We start from the raw sequence: 17,127 nt of genomic DNA, 5'->3' as shown, positions 1-17,127 counted from the left end.
AGTAGGACGATTATGTCTAACAAAATTTCCATCATCACTGGCATCACCGGACAAGACGGCGCTTATCTGGCCCAGTTGCTGCTCGACAAAGGCTACACGGTTTATGGTACCTACCGTCGCACCAGCTCGGTGAATTTCTGGCGCATCGAAGAGCTGGGCATTGGCAAGCACCCGAACCTGCATCTGGTCGAATACGATCTCACCGATTTGTCGGCGAGCATCCGCCTGCTGCAGACGACCGGCGCGACGGAGGTTTACAACCTGGCGGCGCAGAGCTTCGTCGGTGTGTCCTTCGACCAGCCGGTCACAACTGCCGAGATCACCGGCATCGGCCCGCTGAACCTGCTCGAGGCGATCCGCGTCGTCAATCCGAAGATCCGCTTTTATCAGGCAAGTACGTCGGAAATGTTCGGCAAGGTGCAGGCGATCCCGCAGATCGAATCGACGCCGTTCTATCCGCGCAGCCCGTATGGCGTGGCCAAGCTGTATGCGCACTGGATCACGGTGAACTATCGCGAGAGCTATGACATCTTCGGTTGCAGCGGGATCCTGTTCAACCACGAATCGCCGCTGCGCGGCCGCGAATTCGTTACGCGCAAGATTACGGACTCTGTCGCCAAGATCAAGCTCGGCCAGCTCGACGTACTCGAACTGGGCAACATGGATGCGAAGCGCGACTGGGGTTTCGCGAAGGAGTATGTCGAAGGTATGTGGCGCATGCTGCAGGCCGACGAGCCGGATACGTACGTGTTGGCCACGAACCGTACGGAGACCGTGCGTGATTTCGTGAGCATGGCGTTCAAGGCGGCCGGCATCGACCTCGAGTTCAAGGGCAGCGACGAGCAGGAAATCGCGGTCGATGTCGCTACCGGCAAGACGGTGGTTCGCGTCAATCCGAAGTTCCATCGACCGGCCGAAGTCGATCTGCTGATCGGCAATCCGGAGAAGGCCAAGCAGAAGCTCGGCTGGGAACCGGAGACGACGCTCGAGCAGTTGTGCGCGATGATGGTAGAAGCGGATCTGCGCCGAAATGAACGCGGCTTCTCGTTCTGATGCCCCGCGTGCCCTGGTGACAGGGCTCGGCGGCTTTACCGGCGACTATCTCGCGAAGTCGTTGCAGGCCGCCGGTTATCGCGTGTTCGGCACGACACACGGCTCCGAGGCGACCGGAGCCGGCATGTATCAGGTCGATCTGTGCGACCGGGCGGCGCTGGCAAAGGTCGTCTCGGACGTGCAGCCGGACGTGGTCGCGCATCTCGCCGCGGTCTCGTTCGTCGCGCACGGTGATGCGGACGCAATCTATCGCACGAATGTGGTCGGCTCGCGGAACCTGCTGGAAGCGCTCGCGAATCTGGCGAATCGTCCGCGAGCAATTTTGCTGGCGAGCAGCGCCAATATCTATGGAAACGCGGCGGTCGAGATCATCGACGAATCGGTCGAGCCGAATCCCGCGAACGATTACGCGGTTAGCAAACTGGCGATGGAGTACTTGGCACGCCTGTGGCAAGACAAACTGCCGATCGTCGTTGCGCGCCCGTTCAACTACACGGGTGTCGGGCAGTCGCCGCAGTTTCTGCTGCCGAAGATAGTCGGCCATTTCCAGCGCGGCGAGCGTGCGATCGAACTTGGCAATATCGATGTTGAGCGAGATTTTTCCGACGTGAGGCGCGTGGTGGATGCCTATCGGCGCCTTCTGGAACAGGCACCGGCTGGTGGCGTGTTCAACGTTTGTTCGGGCCGCGCGGTGTCGCTGAAGGCGGTGATCGCGATGATGGAGCAGATCGCCGGCTATACGATCGACGTCCAGGTCAATCCCGCATTCGTACGGGCGAACGAGGTGCGCCGACTGCGGGGTGATGGTGCGCGATTGCAGGCCGCCATCGGGCCGCTCGGCGACATTCCGCTGGAGAGTACGTTGCGCTGGATGTTCGAAGCGGGGCGTGGGTGAGAGTTGGTTTCGATATGGTCGCGTCGGTCTCGCGTGGTGCGTACGTCGTCTTGCCGGGCGCGTGTCGGCGGTTTGTTCAACGTGCAGGGTGCGATGAGGTATCGACGTCGTTCGGCCGGCTTGTACGATTCTCTGCGTTCGGGGGCCGCGTTCGCGCGGCTTATGAGTGGGCTCGGATGAGGAGCAGCACGTGAAGTTGGGGGTGGATATCACGTGGATGGTGGGCAATTATCGCGGCATGGGGCGATTCGCCCGACAACTGGTGGAACCGGTCAGCGCGTCGGTGCTGGGTCTGGCCCCGAGTGGCTTGAGTGCCGAGGAATGGCCATTCGTCAGTGACGGACGGGGTTTCTTCCCGTGGTGGGAGCAGGTCGAGTTGCCGCGCTTGTGCCGCGAGCAGAAGCTCGACTATCTGCTATGCCCGTATAACACGGGGCCGCTGCGGTCCACCGGCAACACGCGGGTGATCGCGGTTGTCCATGACCTTATCTACATGAAGCCGTGGCATGTGCTGCCGCCGGCGCGATCGCTGTATCAGACTGTTGGGCGAGTCTACCGTCGTCAAGTGGTGCCGCGGCTCGTCCGCCGGGCCGACGCCGTGCTCACCATCTCACGCTTCACGCAGCAAGAGTTGATGGAGCGGTTCGGGTTGCGCGAGGCGGACGTTCCTGTCATTCCGTGCACGATTTCGGACGACTGGTTCGCGCCGCCGGTCAGTCGGTCTGCCCGCCAGCCGTATCTGTTCACGGTGGCGGGGGAAGTGCCCAGCAAAAACGTTGACCGTTTGCTGCAGGCTTTCGCGATGGCGAGGCCCGCGCTGGGCGATGACGCACGGCTCAGGATCGCGGGAATCAAATCAGACCATCACGCGCACTTTCTCGGGCGAGCGAATGCGCTCGGTCTGGAGGGCGTCGTCGAACTGCTGGGCTACGTGTCGCGGGAGGATCTGCGGCAACAGTATCGCCACGCCCGCGCATTCATCTTTGCGTCGTTGTTCGAAGGGTTCGGGATTCCATTGCTGGAGGCGATGGCGTCCGGTACGCCCGTCGCATGCAGCAACACGACGTCGATGCCCGAGATCGTCGGCGAGTGCGGCCTGCAGTTCGATCCTTATTCGGTCGAGGACATGGCCGAACAGATCCGCAGTGTATGGAGCGATAGCACGCGATTCGACGTGGCGGTCGGTGCCGGCATGGACCGAGCGCGCACCTTTTCAGTGTCTGCCGTTCGTCCATCGATTCAGGATTTCTGGGCCCGTCTGTCATGAGCCAGAACAAGAAGAAACTGCTGGTACTGACGCCGCGGTTTCCGTATCCGGTGATCGGCGGCGACAAGCTGCGGATCTACCATCTTTGTCGCGTGCTGTCCCGCCATTACTCACTGACGCTGCTGAGCATGTGCGAGACCGACGAAGAAATGCATGCCGCGTTGCCGGACGACGGCGTGTTCGACCGCGTCGAACGGGTCTTTCTTTCGCGCCAGCGGTCGTACGTCAATACGCTGCTCGCGTTACCGACTCGCACGCCGTTGCAGGTCGCGTACTACCGGAGCCGCGCGTTTGCGGCGGCGGTGGCGAGATTGCTGCCGTCGCACGATGGCGTATTCGTGCATCTCGTGCGCTGTGCCGAATATGTACGCAAGTCGGACAAGCCGCGCATCCTCGAAATGACCGACGCGATCTCGCTCAACTACAGTCGCGTGAAGCAGTTGAAGAATGCGCGCGGGCTGAAGTCGCGCGTGTTCGGTATCGAGGCAAAGCGCCTGCTCGAATACGAGCGCACGATCGTCGACGACTTCGATCTGTCGGTGCTGGTTTCCAGGGCCGATCGCGACTACCTGTTTCCCGGCGCGTCGTGCAAGAACGTGATGGTGTGCTCGAACGGGGTGGATCTGTCGGGCCTGCCGTACACGGCGCGCAGCATGGCGAGCCGGATCGTTATTTTCATCGGCGACATGCGCACGGTCCAGAACCAGGATATGTGTCACTTTTTCGCCGGGGCCGTGTTGCCGTTGCTGCGCAAGCGTGCCGACTACCGTTTCCGGATCGTGGGGTCGATCGTACCTGCACTCGCCGAACGATTTCGCGCATACGACGGCGTCGAAGTAACCGGTCGGGTCGAGTCGGTTGCGCAAGCTGCGTCCGACGGCGCAATCGGCGTATGTCCGATGCGCATCGGCGCCGGGGTGCAGAACAAGATTCTCGAGTACATGGCGCTCGGGCTACCCGTCGTCACCACGTCGCTGGGTCATGAGGGCTTGGGCGCGGAAGGAGGCCGGGAACTGTTGATTGCCGACACTCCGGAGGAATTTGTCGATTGCATCGAACAGCTCGTTGCCGACAAGGCCGCGTCGGTAGAGATGACGGCGCGAGCGCGAACCTTCGTCGAACGTGAGCATGGGTGGGAGCGAATGATTGCGCCGCTGGTCGAAAAGGTGAACGCGTTGCTGGCTTGATCGCTGTCGTGCCCGCGATTGTCGCGGCCCATACGCGCACGGCTCGCTTGCAAGTAGCGGTTCGAGCGCCGTCGGCCCGGCTATTCGAGGCGCCCGGCTTGGAGGCCGCGAGCCGGCACGGTTACAATTTGGCACGCGTCCGATTGAACCGCCGATGCCGGCGACGGCCGTCTTTTTTGATGATGCTGTGTCCGGGAAGGGGCGATCCCGGTCACATACGCAATGCAGCGTTTATGTCCGATTCAGAGACCGCGCATCGATTCGTATCGGCCCTGCCACGGCCGCCTGCGCGGTGGTGCGAATCGATGTCGGTGTCCACGATCGATATCTTCCTCGTTTTCGAGAGCCATCCGTGTTCTTCTTTGGCCCCCTTCCCGTATGCCCCTGCTCGCTGGGCACAGGCGGTCCCGCGTGCCATACAGCGCGTGGTGTCGTGGAGCGGGAGCCTGTCGCTCCAATTTCGTGCGTGGTCATTGGCACTGGCATCACGCGGTTATATAGCAATGTCAGTCGGCTGAGTCGGAGGCGTCCATGACGCATCTCGTTGTCACCGGCGCGAACGGCTTCGTCGGCCGCGCGGTTTGCCGTCGCGCGCTAGACGCCGGGCACGCTGTCACCGCACTGGTGCGGCGGCAGGGCGGATGCGTCGACGGCGTACGCGAGTGGGTGCATGGCGGCGCCGATTTCGATGGCCTCGACGAAGGATGGCCGGCTGACCTGACCGCCGATTGCGTAATCCATCTCGCCGCACGCGTGCATGTCATGCGTGACGAGTCGTCCGATCCCGACGCCGCATTCGACGCGACCAACGTCGCGGGCACGCTGCGTCTCGCCGAAGCCGCGCGCAAGCATGGCGTGTGTCGGATCGTGTACGCGAGCAGCATCAAGGCGGTGGGCGAAAGCGACGGCGGCGCGCCGTTGTCCGAAAGCATTCACCCGGACCCACAGGACGCATACGGCCGCTCGAAACTGCGTGCGGAGCAGCAACTCGTGCGGTTCGGTGCATCGTCCGGGCTCGATGTCGTCGTCGTGCGACCGCCGCTCGTCTATGGTCCGTCCGTCCGTGCCAATTTTTTGCGAATGATGGACGCGGTGGCGCGCGGGATGCCGCTGCCGCTCGGTTCCGTCCCCTCGCGCCGGAGCATTGTCTATGTGGACAATCTCGCTGATGCGATGCTGCAATGCGCGACGGACCCGCGCGCGGCCGGCGAATGCTTCCACGTTGCCGACGATGACGCACCGTCCGTCACGGGCCTGTTGCGTCTGGTCGGCGACGCTCTTGGCAAGCCGGCGCGGCTTCTGCCGGTGCCGGCTGCGTTGCTACGTGCGCTCGGCAAGCTGACCGGCCGCAGCGCGGCGATCGACCGCCTGACCGGCAGCCTGCAGCTCGACACGAGCCGAATCAAGCGCGTGCTTGGCTGGCAACCGCCTTATACGACTCGCCAGGGCCTCGAAGCGACCGCTGCATGGTATCGTTCGCGCGATACACAACAATAGCCGATATGCCTTTCCCGATATTCACGTGGCCCTTGGCGGTTACGGTGGCGTTGGCCGCCGCCATCGCATCAACGGCCATCCTGCGCGTGCTGCTCGCGACCGGTCTCGCTTGGCGCCTCGCCACCGACATCCCGAACGACCGTTCGCTCCATACGCTCCCGACGCCGCGCGTCGGCGGCTGGGGCATCGTGCCGGTTTGCATCGTCGCGCTGCTGGCGCTGGCGCCGCACCTGTGGCTGATCGCAGTCTCCGCCGCCGCGCTTGCCGCGATGTCGCAGATCGACGATCGACGCGGGCTACCGGCCCGCGTGCGGTTCTCGGTGCACCTGGCGGCCGTCGTCGCGCTGATCGCGGTCTATCCGGCCGATGCGCCGTGGTGGCTGCTCGTCGGCGTCGGCTTCGTGATGGTGTGGCTCACGAACCTGTACAACTTCATGGACGGCGCTGACGGCCTCGCGGGCGGCATGGCGCTGTTCGGCTTTGGCGCGTACGCCGTCGCGGCAACGACCGGCGCGCATCCGTCCCCCGATCTCGCCTTGACCGGCGCGGCGGTGGCGGGCGCGGCGTTCGGCTTCCTGCTACTCAACTTCCATCCGGCGAGGCTGTTTCTCGGCGATGCCGGCTCAATTCCGCTCGGATTCCTGGCCGGCGCCCTCGGCTACTGGGGCTGGCGCGGCGGCGTGTGGCCGCTCTGGTTTCCGGCGCTGGTGTTCGCGCCCTTTATTGCCGATGCATCTGTAACACTTTTGAGACGTCTGTTACGTGGCGAAAAGTTCTGGCAGGCGCACCGGGAGCACTATTATCAAAGGATGGTCCGATCGGGCGTAGGTCACGGTCGGACCGCTCTTTATTGGTACCTCATCATGCTCGCAGGCATAATCGTCGCCGTGTGGGCAAAGGACCGCGCGGAACTACAGCAATGGCTGTCGTTCTTCGCGTGGTACGGCGCCTTGGCATGTCTCGGATTGGTGATCGACATGCGTTGGCGCCGGTTTCAGTCCGCCGCCGAAAATAACTCTTGAGGTTTCCTGCCGATGTTGCGATCCAAAGCATCATGGCTTTCGCTGAGCGCTTTCCTGTTTGACCTGACGGCGGTCACCGCCGCGTGGTTGTTCGCCTATCTCGTCCGATTCAACGGCAGCGTTCCGTCCGGCTTCATGGGCGGCGCGCTGACGGCGCTCGTCTGGGTGTTGCCGGTCTACGCGCTGATGTTCCTCGTGTTTGGGCTGTACCGCGGGCTGTGGGTGTTCGCGAGCCTTCCCGATCTGATGCGGATATCGAAGGCAGTCATCGGCGGCGGCGTGATCGTGATGATCGGCGCCGTGATGTTCCAGCCGCAGCCGATCATTCCACGTTCGGTACTGCTTGTGTCGCCGCTGATGCTGTTCCTTGTAATGGGCGGTGCCCGGGCGCTGTACCGCGCGACGAAGGAGTACTACCTGTACGGCGGGCTCGTCGGCAAGGGTAAGCCGGTGCTGGTGCTTGGCGCCGGCACGGCCGGCGCGAGCCTTGCGCGCGAGCTGTCGCGTTCCGGAGAATGGCGCCTGGTGGGTCTGCTCGACGACGATGTCACGAAGCAGGGCCGCGAAATCTACGGCTACAAGGTACTCGGCTCGTTCAACGACCTGAAGCACTGGACCGACACGCTGAAGGTGGAATACGCGATCATCGCGATTCCGTCGGCCTCGGTGGAGACACAGCGTCGCGTTGCGACGCTATGCGTGCGTGCCGGCATCAAGGCGATGGTGCTGCCGTCGCTAACCGCACTGATGCCGGGGCAGGGCTTCCTGTCGCAGGTACGGAACATCGATCTCGAGGATCTGCTAGGCCGCGACGCCGTGACGATCGACACACCACACGTCGAGGCGCTGCTACGCGGCCGCGTCGTGATGGTGACGGGCGCGGGCGGGTCGATCGGCTCCGAACTGTGCCGGCAGATCCTGCGCTTCGCGCCGGCGCAGCTCGTTGCGTTCGACTTGTCTGAATACGCGATGTACCGGCTAACCGAGGAATTGCGCGAGCGTTTCCCCGATCTGTCCGTCCTGCCAATCATCGGCGATGCGAAGGATTCGCTGCTGCTCGACCAGGTGATGTCGCGCCACGCACCGCACATCGTGTTCCACGCGGCTGCGTACAAGCACGTGCCGTTGATGGAAGAGCACAACGCGTGGCAGGCGCTGCGCAACAACGTCCTTGGCACCTATCGCGTTGCTCGCGCGGCGATTCGCCATGACGTACGTCACTTCGTGCTGATCTCTACCGACAAGGCCGTCAATCCGACCAACGTGATGGGTGCGAGCAAGCGGCTCGCCGAGATGGCGTGCCAGGCGTTGCAGCAGACGAGCGACAGCACGCAGTTTGAGACAGTGCGTTTCGGCAATGTGCTCGGTAGTGCCGGCAGCGTGATTCCGAAGTTTCAGCAACAGATCGCGAAGGGCGGGCCGGTGACGGTCACGCATCCCGAGATCACGCGCTTTTTCATGACGATTCCGGAAGCGTCGCAACTCGTGCTGCAGGCGTCGAGCATGGGGCACGGCGGAGAGATCTTCATCCTCGACATGGGCGAGCCGGTCAAGATCGTCGATCTCGCGCGTGACCTGATTCGTTTGTACGGCTTGTCTGAAGGGCAGATCCGGATCGAATTCACGGGGCTGCGGCCCGGCGAGAAGCTCTACGAGGAACTTCTCGCGGACGATGAGACGACCACACGCACGCCGCATCCGAAGCTGCGAATCGCGCGTGCGCGGGAAGTGCCGGACCATCTGCTTGACGAGCTATTGCCTTGGCTGATGCAGCACCGCGTGCTCAGCGACGACGAAGTGCGGCGCGATTTGCGGCGCTGGGTGCCGGAATATCAGACGACGGTGACTCCGGTGCTTCAGAGCGTGCCGAGACGGGCGATTGCCAGCGAGTGATCGCGCCGTAATCGATCGCGGCGAAATAACTGCGATCGCGAAACCCATGCCGTTCAGTAGCTAACTGAACGGCATTTTTATTGGTGGGTTCGCCCAAGCACAGCCGGATTGGCGCGGGACGCGTTGCGGAGGCGATGCTTGCGGTCGTACAACGTCCGAGGCTTGTGCGACGTCTATTGGGGCGTGACCGCAGAGGCAAATTGCGCTGCCCGAACTTCGGGTTCGATACATCGGAGTATTTGACTACCAACCGATTCCTTCCTATGTTTTCCTCAAGGTAGCCGTGCGATTGCCGTAAAGAAAAAAGGCGAGAAGCCAAATACGAGGCTCTACGGTCCATACCAATTCGATGAAAACGGAACAACTTGTCAGGGGAATAGGCGCGGCACTCTTGGTGCTTGCGCTTGCAGGCTGCGGCGGCGACGACGCTGATCCGACTGCGACTGCCGCGCAGGCGGTCAAACTATCGGCGCTGCGGGCCACGGGCAACGTGGTGAGCGCGGCGCCTATGAGTGCGACGGCGCCTGTCCATGTTGCGCTAGTGCTCAAGCTAAATGACGAAGCCGGGCTGAACCGCTTCGTGCAGCAAGCGCGGACGCCCGGTAGCGCCAACTTCGGGGCCGTGCTGACTTCTGCGCAGATTGCTGCGCAGTACGCACCCACCACCGGCCAGGTCGCCACCGTGAAGGCCTACTTGGCAAGTAAAGGCTTCACGAACATAAACGTGGCCGGCAACAACATGATCGTCGAAGCCGATGCCCCGGCCGGCGTGATATCGGGTGTATTCCAGACGACGCTCGTACCGGTTGCGATGGCGGACGGCACCAGCACGCATATCAATACCGCCCCGGAGACGTTGCCCGATGCGCTCGGCGGTGTCGTTCAAGGGGTTCTCGGGCTTGATACCGCAACTCGCCTGCGCCCGAATTTCGTACGCGCGTCCAATGCCGCCGCAGCGCCGACTGCGAATGCATCGCCGACGACTTCCGCCGTCACGGTGGGCCACAATCCGACGGATTTTCCCCGCATCTATTCCGTCGGCAGTGCCCCGACAGCGGCGAACATCACAGTCGGCATCATTGCCGAAGGAGACGTGACGCAGTCCGTCATCGACTTGGCGACGTTCGAAAGCAATAACCATCTGCCCGCCGTACCCGTTTCCGTGATTCATGCCGGGCTGTCGAGCGGGGACACGAGCGCCACCACGGAATGGTCGCTCGATAGCCAGACCATCGTCGGGATGTCCGGCGGCCTCAAGCAACTCAATTTCTACGTTGCGCGGTCGTTTGCCTGGAGCGATATGGCGCTTGCGATCAATCGCGCCGTGACCGACAACACCGCCCGGGTCATCAACATGTCGATCGGCGGTTGCGAGAACTGGGCGCCGACGGCGGTCATCGACACGCTGTTCCAGCTCGCCGTCGCGCAGGGGCAGACTTTTTCGGTCAGTTCCGGCGATTCAGGCAGTGTGGCGTACGGCTGCTCTGGCACATCGGTGCAGTACCCTGCGACGTCACCGTACGTGGTGGCCGTCGGCGGCACGACGCTCTATACGAATGGGAACGGCAGCTACGCAGGCGAGACGGCCTGGGATTCCAGTGGGGGCGGCATCAGTGGCATCGAGCCGATCCCATCGTGGCAGTCGAATGTTCCGGCGCTCAAAGGCCGCGCTTTTCGGGGTATGCCGGACATCGCGTTCGACGCCGATCCAAACAGCGGCGAAGCAGTCGTTGTGGGCGGACAACTCGTGACAATGGGTGGGACGAGCCTGTCCGCGCCGCTGTTTGCTGCGACCTGGGCGCGCATGCTGTCCGGGCCTTGCGCGACGAATCTCGGTTTTGCTGCGCCCACGCTGTACAGCGCCCAGGCCACGACGCCATCGATCTTTCGCGATATCACCTTCGGGTCAAACGGCGCATACAGTGCAGGCTCGGGATGGGATTTCGTGACCGGCTGGGGCACGCCGAACGTCAGCGCGATGTATTCCGCGATATGTGGTTCGACGGCGGCGATTTACGGCGGTGTGATCAACCAAGGTACGACGCTCAGGCCGGGGCAAATCGTGTATTCGGGTTCCAGAAGCCATCAACTGGCCATGCAGAATGATGGCAACCTCGTGCTTTACAACACGACCAATGGTGCTGCGGTGTGGAATTCAGGCACTTACGGAAATCCCGGAGCGTATGCCGTCTTCCAGGGCGATGGCAACTTCGTGGTGTACGGCGCGAGCGGCAACGCGCTGTGGAACTCGGTGACCAGCAGCACGTCCTACAGCCAGTTTCTCGTCGTGCAGGACGACGGCAACCTGGTGATATACCGATCGTTCGTTCCGGTGTTTGACACATCGACCGCTTCCAGCGTATACGCGAACTCCACGGCCGGCCCGGCCGTCTGGAAGGGCGGCGTTACTCTCGGCAGTGGCCAGAGTTTCACTTCAGGCAATGGCGCGAACGTGCTGGTCATGCAGGGAGACGGAAATCTCGTGCTGCTCCGCCAGGGCGTTGTGCAATGGAATTCGGGTACTTATAGTCATCCGGGCGCATTCGCGGCGATGCAAGCGGATGGCAATTTGGTCGTCTACAGTTCGACGGGTGTCCCGCTCTGGTATTCCGGCACCAGCGGCAATTCAGGCGCGGCGACTTATGTTCAGGACGACGGTAACGTCGTGATCTATGCGCCACTGCCGCGCTGGAGCACGAATACAGCGGGGGCCTAGCAGTTTCACTCGTCGCATCGCGGCTGAATCGGACGGCCCCCGTCACCGGCGGCGGGCCGTGCGAGCCGGGCAACACGCTGGCCGAGGCTCCTCAGTGCCCCCGCTTCTCCTTCCTCACCACCATCCACCGCGGCGCCCTGAACCTGACGATGCTGAGATAAAGCCACACATAAGTCAGCGCGAACAGCACGACAAACACGAACAGATGCACCGTATGCCGCCAGAACAGCGTCGCCGGAATCACCGCGACGAGGCACAGCAGCCACAGATAAGGTGAAGTCAACGAATTCCGCCGCGTCAGATCATGCGCGTGCTTCGTCCCCACGGCCCACCGCATCAACCGCTTGTACACGAGCATATGCAGATGCACGCCATCGGGAATCCCCGGCGACATCCCGCGGATGAACTTCTTCCGGTAGATCGAAAAGCACGTCTCGAAGATCGGATACATGAACAGCAGCACCGGATACCACGCGGACACCTCGCGATTGCGCATCACGAGCATGATCGCGAGCTCCGCGAGCATGAAGCCGATGAAATATGCGCCGCCGTCGCCAAGAAAGATCAACCCCGCCGGGAAATTCCACAGAAAGAAGCCGAGCACCGCGCCCATCATGATGATCGACGCGGACATCACGACCGGGTCGTTCACATGGAACGCGACATACGCGAGCGACGCGAACATCATGAAGCTGACCATCGATGCGAGCCCGTTGAAGCCGTCGATGATGTTGATCGCGTTCGCGAGCGCCGCGACCGCGAGCACGGTGATGAACGCCGAGATGGCCACGTAGCCGAGCAGGAAGTCGAGCGGCGGCACGCTGATGCGCTTGACCGCGATGCCCAGCAGCCAGAACGCCAGCGCGGCCGCGCCCATCGTGCACAGCAGCCGTGCGCGCGGCGATACGCGCTTGGTCAGGTCCTCGACCAGGCCCGACAGGAACGCCGGCATCCCGCAGGCGACGATCCCGAGAATGCTGCCGGCGATCGTCGGATAGCGCCGCGACACGAGCAGCGCGGCCACGACGACCCCGGCGAGGATCCCGATGCCCCCGACGCGCGGCACGGGCCGCACGTGGAATTTCTGCACGCCGGCCAGGTCGCTGTCGATCGAGAATTTCTCGTGAAGGTGCGCGTAGCGCACGATGAACAGCGTGACGAGCAAGGAGACGATGAAGCCGGACGCGAAGCTGAGCATGGGATCGCTCGAAAAATGGACAGCGGATTATACAAAACCGCGCGGGTTCCCCTCCTGCCATCGCCAGTGGTCGGCGCACATTTCCTCGATGCCGAGCGTCGCACGCCAGCCGATGATGTCGGCCGCGGCCTGCGGGTTCGCATAGCACTCGGCAATGTCGCCCGGGCGGCGCGCGACGAGTTCGTACGGCACCGGCCGGCCCGACGCCTTCTCGAATGCACGCACGACTTCCAGCACGCTGTAGCCCTGCCCGGTGCCGAGGTTCACGACGAAGCTCGCGTCGCGCTTCGCCAGTGCGTCGAGCGCGGCGATGTGCCCCTTCGCGAGATCGACGACGTGGATGTAGTCGCGCACGCCGGTGCCGTCCGGCGTCGGATAATCCGAACCGAACACCCGGAGCTTTTCCAGCTTGCCGACCGCGACCTGCGCGACGTACGGCATCAGGTTGTTCGGGATGCCGGCCGGATCCTCGCCGATCAGCCCGCTCGCGTGCGCGCCGACCGGGTTGAAGTAGCGCAGCGTCGCGATTCGCCACGACGGGTCCGAGACTTCGAGATCGCGCAGGATCTGCTCGGCGATCAGCTTCGACTGGCCGTACGGGTTCGTCGCGGACAGCGGGAACGATTCGTCGATCGGCGAGCGTTCGGGCACGCCGTATACGGTCGCGGACGAACTGAACACGAACTGCCTGACGTTGCGCTCGCGCATGACCTTGAGCACGGCGAGCAGGCCGCCGATGTTGTTCTGGTAGTACTCGAGCGGCTTCGCGACCGATTCGCCGACGGCCTTGAGCGCCGCGAAGTGAATCGTGCCGGTGATCGGGTGCGCGTCGAACACCTTCGCGAGCGCGGCTTCGTCGCACACGTCGACCTGGTGGAACGCGGGCGTCTTGCCCGTGATCCGCTCGATGCGGCGCACCGATTCGGCCTTGCTGTTCACGAGGTTGTCGACGATCACGACGTCGTAGCCGTTGTCGAGCAGCTCGACGGCCGTGTGCGAGCCGATATAGCCCGCGCCGCCGGTAACGAGGATGGTGCCTTTAGCGGTCATTGCAGATGCGCTCCTTCAGAGTGTGAATCCCGTCAACGAATGGATGGTCTCCCTGTAGCGTTCGACGACCTGCTGTTCGTCGAATTCCGCCGCGACCTTGTGCCGGCCGCGTGCGCCCATCGCCGCACGGCCTTGCGGCCCGAGCGCGATCATGCGATTCAGTTGTTCGGCGAGGCTCGCGCTGTCCCGCACGCGGCACAGGAACCCCGTTTCGCCGTCGGTGACGACGTCGCGGCAGCCCGGCACGTCGGTCGCGACGATCGGGCGGCCCATCGCCGATGCTTCCATCAACGTGCGCGGCACGCCTTCGCGGTACGACGGCAGCACGACGCAGTCGGCCGCCGCGATGTGCGGGCGCACGTCGTGCGCTTCGCCGAGATACTCGACGATGCCTTCGCCGACCCACGCGTCGACGTCCGCGCGACCGATCGCGCTCGGATTGTCGACGCCGAGCGGCCCGAGCAGCTGGAAGCGCGCGCTCGGGTAGCGCTCGCGCACGAGCCGCGCGGCTTCCACGTATTCGCGCACGCCCTTGTCCCACAGCAGCCGGCCGATCAGGATGAAGACGGGCGCGTCGCCGCCCGGCAACGGCACGGGCGAGAACTGTTCGAGATCGACGCCTTCGCCGTGCAGCAGCCGCGCGCGCTCGGGATGCGCGAGCAAGCGCTCGTCGGTGAAGGTCGCGAGATCGTCGCGATTGAGGAACCACACCTCGCGCGGGAAGCGGAACGCGAACCGGTACAGGCGCTTCGCGACGCTCGCCGCGCGGCTCTTCTGGATGAACACGTAGCCGAGGCCCGTCGTCACCGCGATCGACGGCACGCGCGCGAGCCATGCGGCGACGGACCCGTAGATGTTCGGCTTGATCGTGTAATGGAACACGAGATCGGGCCGCAGCGCGCGGTAGTGGCGCGCGAGCGCGGCGAGCGTGCCGAGATCCTCGCGCGGGCTCGTGCCTTTCGACGCGACGGCAAGCGCCACGTAACGGCAGCCCATCTGCTCGAGCAGCGGCACCGTGCGATCGTGCGGCGCGATCACGATGACCTCGGCGCCGCGCGCGACGAGCGCACGGATCAGCCCGTGGCGATACGTATGGATCGCCCAGGCCGTGTTGCAGACGAGCGCGATGCGCAGCGGGGAGGTGGCGGACATGAAAAAAAGAAAAAATAAAGCGTCGAAATTGCCGAACGGGCCGGATACGCGTCAGGCGGACGGCCGTGCGCCGAACAGCGTCTGCTTGATGCGCTGCAGCGTACGGTACGGCGTCACGAAATGCAGCAGGTTCTTGGCGAGGCCGGCCCAGTCGTACGGGTTCAGCACGTTGAAGTGGCGCAGCAGCAGCGTGAGCGTCGACACCAGCTGGCGCCGGCGTTTGGTCGCGCTGATCCCGCCCTCGTTAAGCTCGTAATACAGGCCGAGTTCCGGCAGGTTCGCGCAATCGTAGCGTTGCATTAACCGTAAAAAAAGATCGAGATCCTCGGCCGCACGGTACTTCGCCCGATAGTTGCCCACTTCGCGCACGGCGTCGATGCGCAACATGACCGACGGATGCACGAGCGGCGAGCGCAGGAAGCGCGTGCGGCGCAACGTGCGCGGGTCGGCGGGCGGCGTCAGCATGAAGCGCGGCTCGCCGGCGCGCGACACGACCTGCGTCCACATGCCGACGCAGGCCACGCGCGGGTGGGCGCCGAGATAGGCGCGCTGCTTCGCGAGGCGCCGCGGCGTGGCGAGATCGCCCGCATCGATGCGGGCCGCATAGCGGAAGCCGCCCGCGGCGAGCGCGTCGATGCCGGCCGCCAGCGCGCGTTCGATGCCGCCGTTCTGCGGCATGCGCAGCACGTCGATCGCGAGGCCCGGCAGGTCGGGCGCGACGATCGGCGGCGTGCTGCCGTCGTCGACGATCAGCACGTGCACGCGCGCATCCTCGCGAAACGACGCGAGGGTCCGGGCGACGTCGTCGTGCCCGTTGTAGGCCGGCATCAGCACGGCCACGTCGTCGAGCGGGAGCGGGCAATCAGGGGACGTCATGTTCGCAGCTTGAAACGGATGTAATAAAAGTTGACGGCGGCAGCAGCCAGGTAGCCGGCCGCCAGCCCGACGAGCGCGCCGTACAGGCCGAGCCGCGGGATCGCGAACAGGTTGACGAGCGCGGCGATCGCCAGCGCGAGCAGCCATTTCGTGAGCAACACGAATTTTGCTTGATATTTGAGAACGATAAGATTGCCTATCGCCTCGATGCCGGCCGGCACGGACAGCCAGACGGCCCAGCGGAAGAGGTCGACGGACGCCTCGTAGCCGCGGCCGAACACCTTGCCGACGATCAGCGGGGCGGCCGCGTCGAGCACGAGCGCGCCCGCCGTCATCAGGCCGGCCGTCATCGCGATCAGCCGGACGATGTTGCGGCGCAGCCGCGCGACGTCCTGCACGCGGTACACGAACGCGGGCGCGATGGTCTGCGCGAGCATCAGCGCGAGCGTGATCCAGTTCTCGTTGAGCTGCTGCGCGGCCGAATAGCGGCCGAGATCGGCGAACGACACGTGGCGCTCGAGCATCAGGCGGTCGAGTTTCAGGAACAGGTACATGCAGATGAGGCCGAGCCAGAACACGGTGCCGGCCGTTGCAAAGTGCCGGAACAGCGGTGTGTCGAACGTCCAGCCGAGCGCACCGCCGTTACGATGGCGGTAGTACAGCAGCAGCGCGAGGCCGATCGCGGCGGCTTCCAGCGCCCACAGCCACGCGAAGCGGGCGGGGCCGGCGGCCGCCCGCACCAAGAGCCACACGAGCAGCGCCTTCGCGAGCGCGGTGACCATGCTGGTGACGAGCTGCGGCTTGCTGTAGGTCATGCTCTGCAGCCACGCGTTGATCACGCCGACGAACGGCTCGCGAAACACCATCGTGACCGCGAGGCCCGCGAGCATCGCGCCGACCAGCGGGTCGAACGCGCCCGCGGCGATCGCGATCCAGGTCGCCGCGAGCGCGGCGACCGACACGGCGATGCGCAGCACGAACGCGCTGCCGAGCACCGCGCCGAGCTGGGCGGGCGGGCGCTGGACGATGGTCGGGACGAGGATTTCCGCGCCGCACACCCAGGTGAGCGGCGCCAGTACCAGGAGAAGCGTATTCGCATACTGCCATTTGCCGAACACATCTGGCCCGAAATAACGGGCCAGCAGGCCGCTGATCGCGATCGCGACGCCGATCTGCGTGAGCCGTTCGAGCCCCAGCCAGACGAGGTTCGCGACGGCCTTCGCGACGTCCGGGTTGCCGAAGCGCTTCAGCATGCGCGGCAGCGGCGGCGCGCGCGGGGGGCGGCCGGAAGCGGCGGGTGGGCGGCGGCGGGACGGCTAGG

General features: G+C 64.2%; 13 protein-coding genes. 8 read left to right on the top strand and 5 right to left on the bottom strand.

The window, feature by feature from the left end; all coding sequences use genetic code 11:
* Positions 1-12: 12 nt before the first annotated feature.
* From gmd to A9Z05_RS29510, 8 genes are all read left to right on the top strand, one after another.
* Positions 13-1,053 carry a GDP-mannose 4,6-dehydratase gene (gene gmd / locus A9Z05_RS29545; protein ID WP_069621185.1) on the top strand — a complete coding sequence of 347 codons (1,041 nt, stop codon included), beginning with the start codon at positions 13-15 and terminating at the stop codon, positions 1,051-1,053.
* On the top strand, positions 1,031-1,948 hold the full coding sequence (locus A9Z05_RS29540; RefSeq protein WP_069621184.1) for an NAD-dependent epimerase/dehydratase family protein: 918 nt from the start codon (positions 1,031-1,033) through the stop codon (positions 1,946-1,948). The genes gmd and A9Z05_RS29540 overlap by 23 nt, the downstream gene beginning before the upstream one ends.
* A 190-nt stretch (positions 1,949-2,138) precedes the next feature.
* Complete coding sequence (locus A9Z05_RS29535) at positions 2,139-3,215, top strand: glycosyltransferase family 1 protein (RefSeq protein WP_069621183.1); 1,077 nt, start codon at positions 2,139-2,141, stop codon at positions 3,213-3,215.
* Positions 3,216-3,265: 50 nt separating this feature from the next.
* Positions 3,266-4,402, top strand: a complete 1,137-nt coding sequence (locus A9Z05_RS29530) for a glycosyltransferase family 4 protein (RefSeq protein WP_256122121.1) — start codon at positions 3,266-3,268, stop codon at positions 4,400-4,402.
* Positions 4,403-4,933: 531 nt separating this feature from the next.
* The gene (locus A9Z05_RS29525) at positions 4,934-5,899 is read left to right on the top strand and encodes an SDR family oxidoreductase (protein ID WP_069621181.1); all 966 of its coding nucleotides are present in this window, start codon (positions 4,934-4,936) and stop codon (positions 5,897-5,899) included.
* A 5-nt stretch (positions 5,900-5,904) separates the two neighbouring features.
* Entirely contained in the window at positions 5,905-6,921 is a 1,017-nt protein-coding gene (locus tag A9Z05_RS29520) for a glycosyltransferase family 4 protein (RefSeq protein WP_069621180.1), read from the top strand.
* A 12-nt stretch (positions 6,922-6,933) separates the two neighbouring features.
* A complete protein-coding gene (locus A9Z05_RS29515) occupies positions 6,934-8,814 on the top strand; it encodes a nucleoside-diphosphate sugar epimerase/dehydratase (RefSeq protein ID WP_069621179.1) in 1,881 nt (626 codons plus the stop codon).
* 349 nt (positions 8,815-9,163) lie between these two features.
* The gene (locus tag A9Z05_RS29510) at positions 9,164-11,530 is read left to right on the top strand and encodes a protease pro-enzyme activation domain-containing protein (RefSeq protein ID WP_141723505.1); all 2,367 of its coding nucleotides are present in this window, start codon (positions 9,164-9,166) and stop codon (positions 11,528-11,530) included.
* Between the two features lie 91 nt (positions 11,531-11,621).
* Here A9Z05_RS29510 and A9Z05_RS29505 read toward each other — a convergent pair whose 3' ends face one another.
* From A9Z05_RS29505 to A9Z05_RS29485, 5 genes are read right to left on the bottom strand one after another with little or no spacing between them, the layout of a single operon-like run.
* The gene (locus tag A9Z05_RS29505) at positions 11,622-12,728 is read right to left on the bottom strand and encodes a glycosyltransferase (RefSeq protein WP_069621177.1); all 1,107 of its coding nucleotides are present in this window, start codon (positions 12,726-12,728) and stop codon (positions 11,622-11,624) included.
* Between the two features lie 27 nt (positions 12,729-12,755).
* Positions 12,756-13,778: a UDP-glucose 4-epimerase GalE gene (galE, locus tag A9Z05_RS29500; RefSeq protein WP_027783730.1), complete on the bottom strand. Its 1,023-nt coding sequence runs from the start codon at positions 13,776-13,778 to the stop codon at positions 12,756-12,758.
* A 15-nt stretch (positions 13,779-13,793) separates the two neighbouring features.
* On the bottom strand, positions 13,794-14,930 hold the full coding sequence (locus tag A9Z05_RS29495) for a glycosyltransferase family 4 protein (RefSeq protein ID WP_069621176.1): 1,137 nt from the start codon (positions 14,928-14,930) through the stop codon (positions 13,794-13,796).
* A gap of 51 nt (positions 14,931-14,981) precedes the next feature.
* The gene (locus A9Z05_RS29490; RefSeq protein ID WP_069621175.1) at positions 14,982-15,806 is read right to left on the bottom strand and encodes a glycosyltransferase; all 825 of its coding nucleotides are present in this window, start codon (positions 15,804-15,806) and stop codon (positions 14,982-14,984) included.
* The gene (locus A9Z05_RS29485) at positions 15,803-17,059 is read right to left on the bottom strand and encodes a lipopolysaccharide biosynthesis protein (RefSeq protein ID WP_069621174.1); all 1,257 of its coding nucleotides are present in this window, start codon (positions 17,057-17,059) and stop codon (positions 15,803-15,805) included. Before A9Z05_RS29485 ends, A9Z05_RS29490 begins: the two co-directional genes overlap by 4 nt.
* Between the last annotated feature and the right edge of the window lie 68 nt (positions 17,060-17,127).

The sequence above is a fragment of the Burkholderia sp. A2 genome (assembly GCF_001729305.1).
Taxonomy (GTDB): domain Bacteria; phylum Pseudomonadota; class Gammaproteobacteria; order Burkholderiales; family Burkholderiaceae; genus Burkholderia; species Burkholderia sola.
The sequence above is the reverse complement of the archived record's forward strand: the minus strand, read 5'-3'. Positions and strand labels throughout refer to the sequence as shown.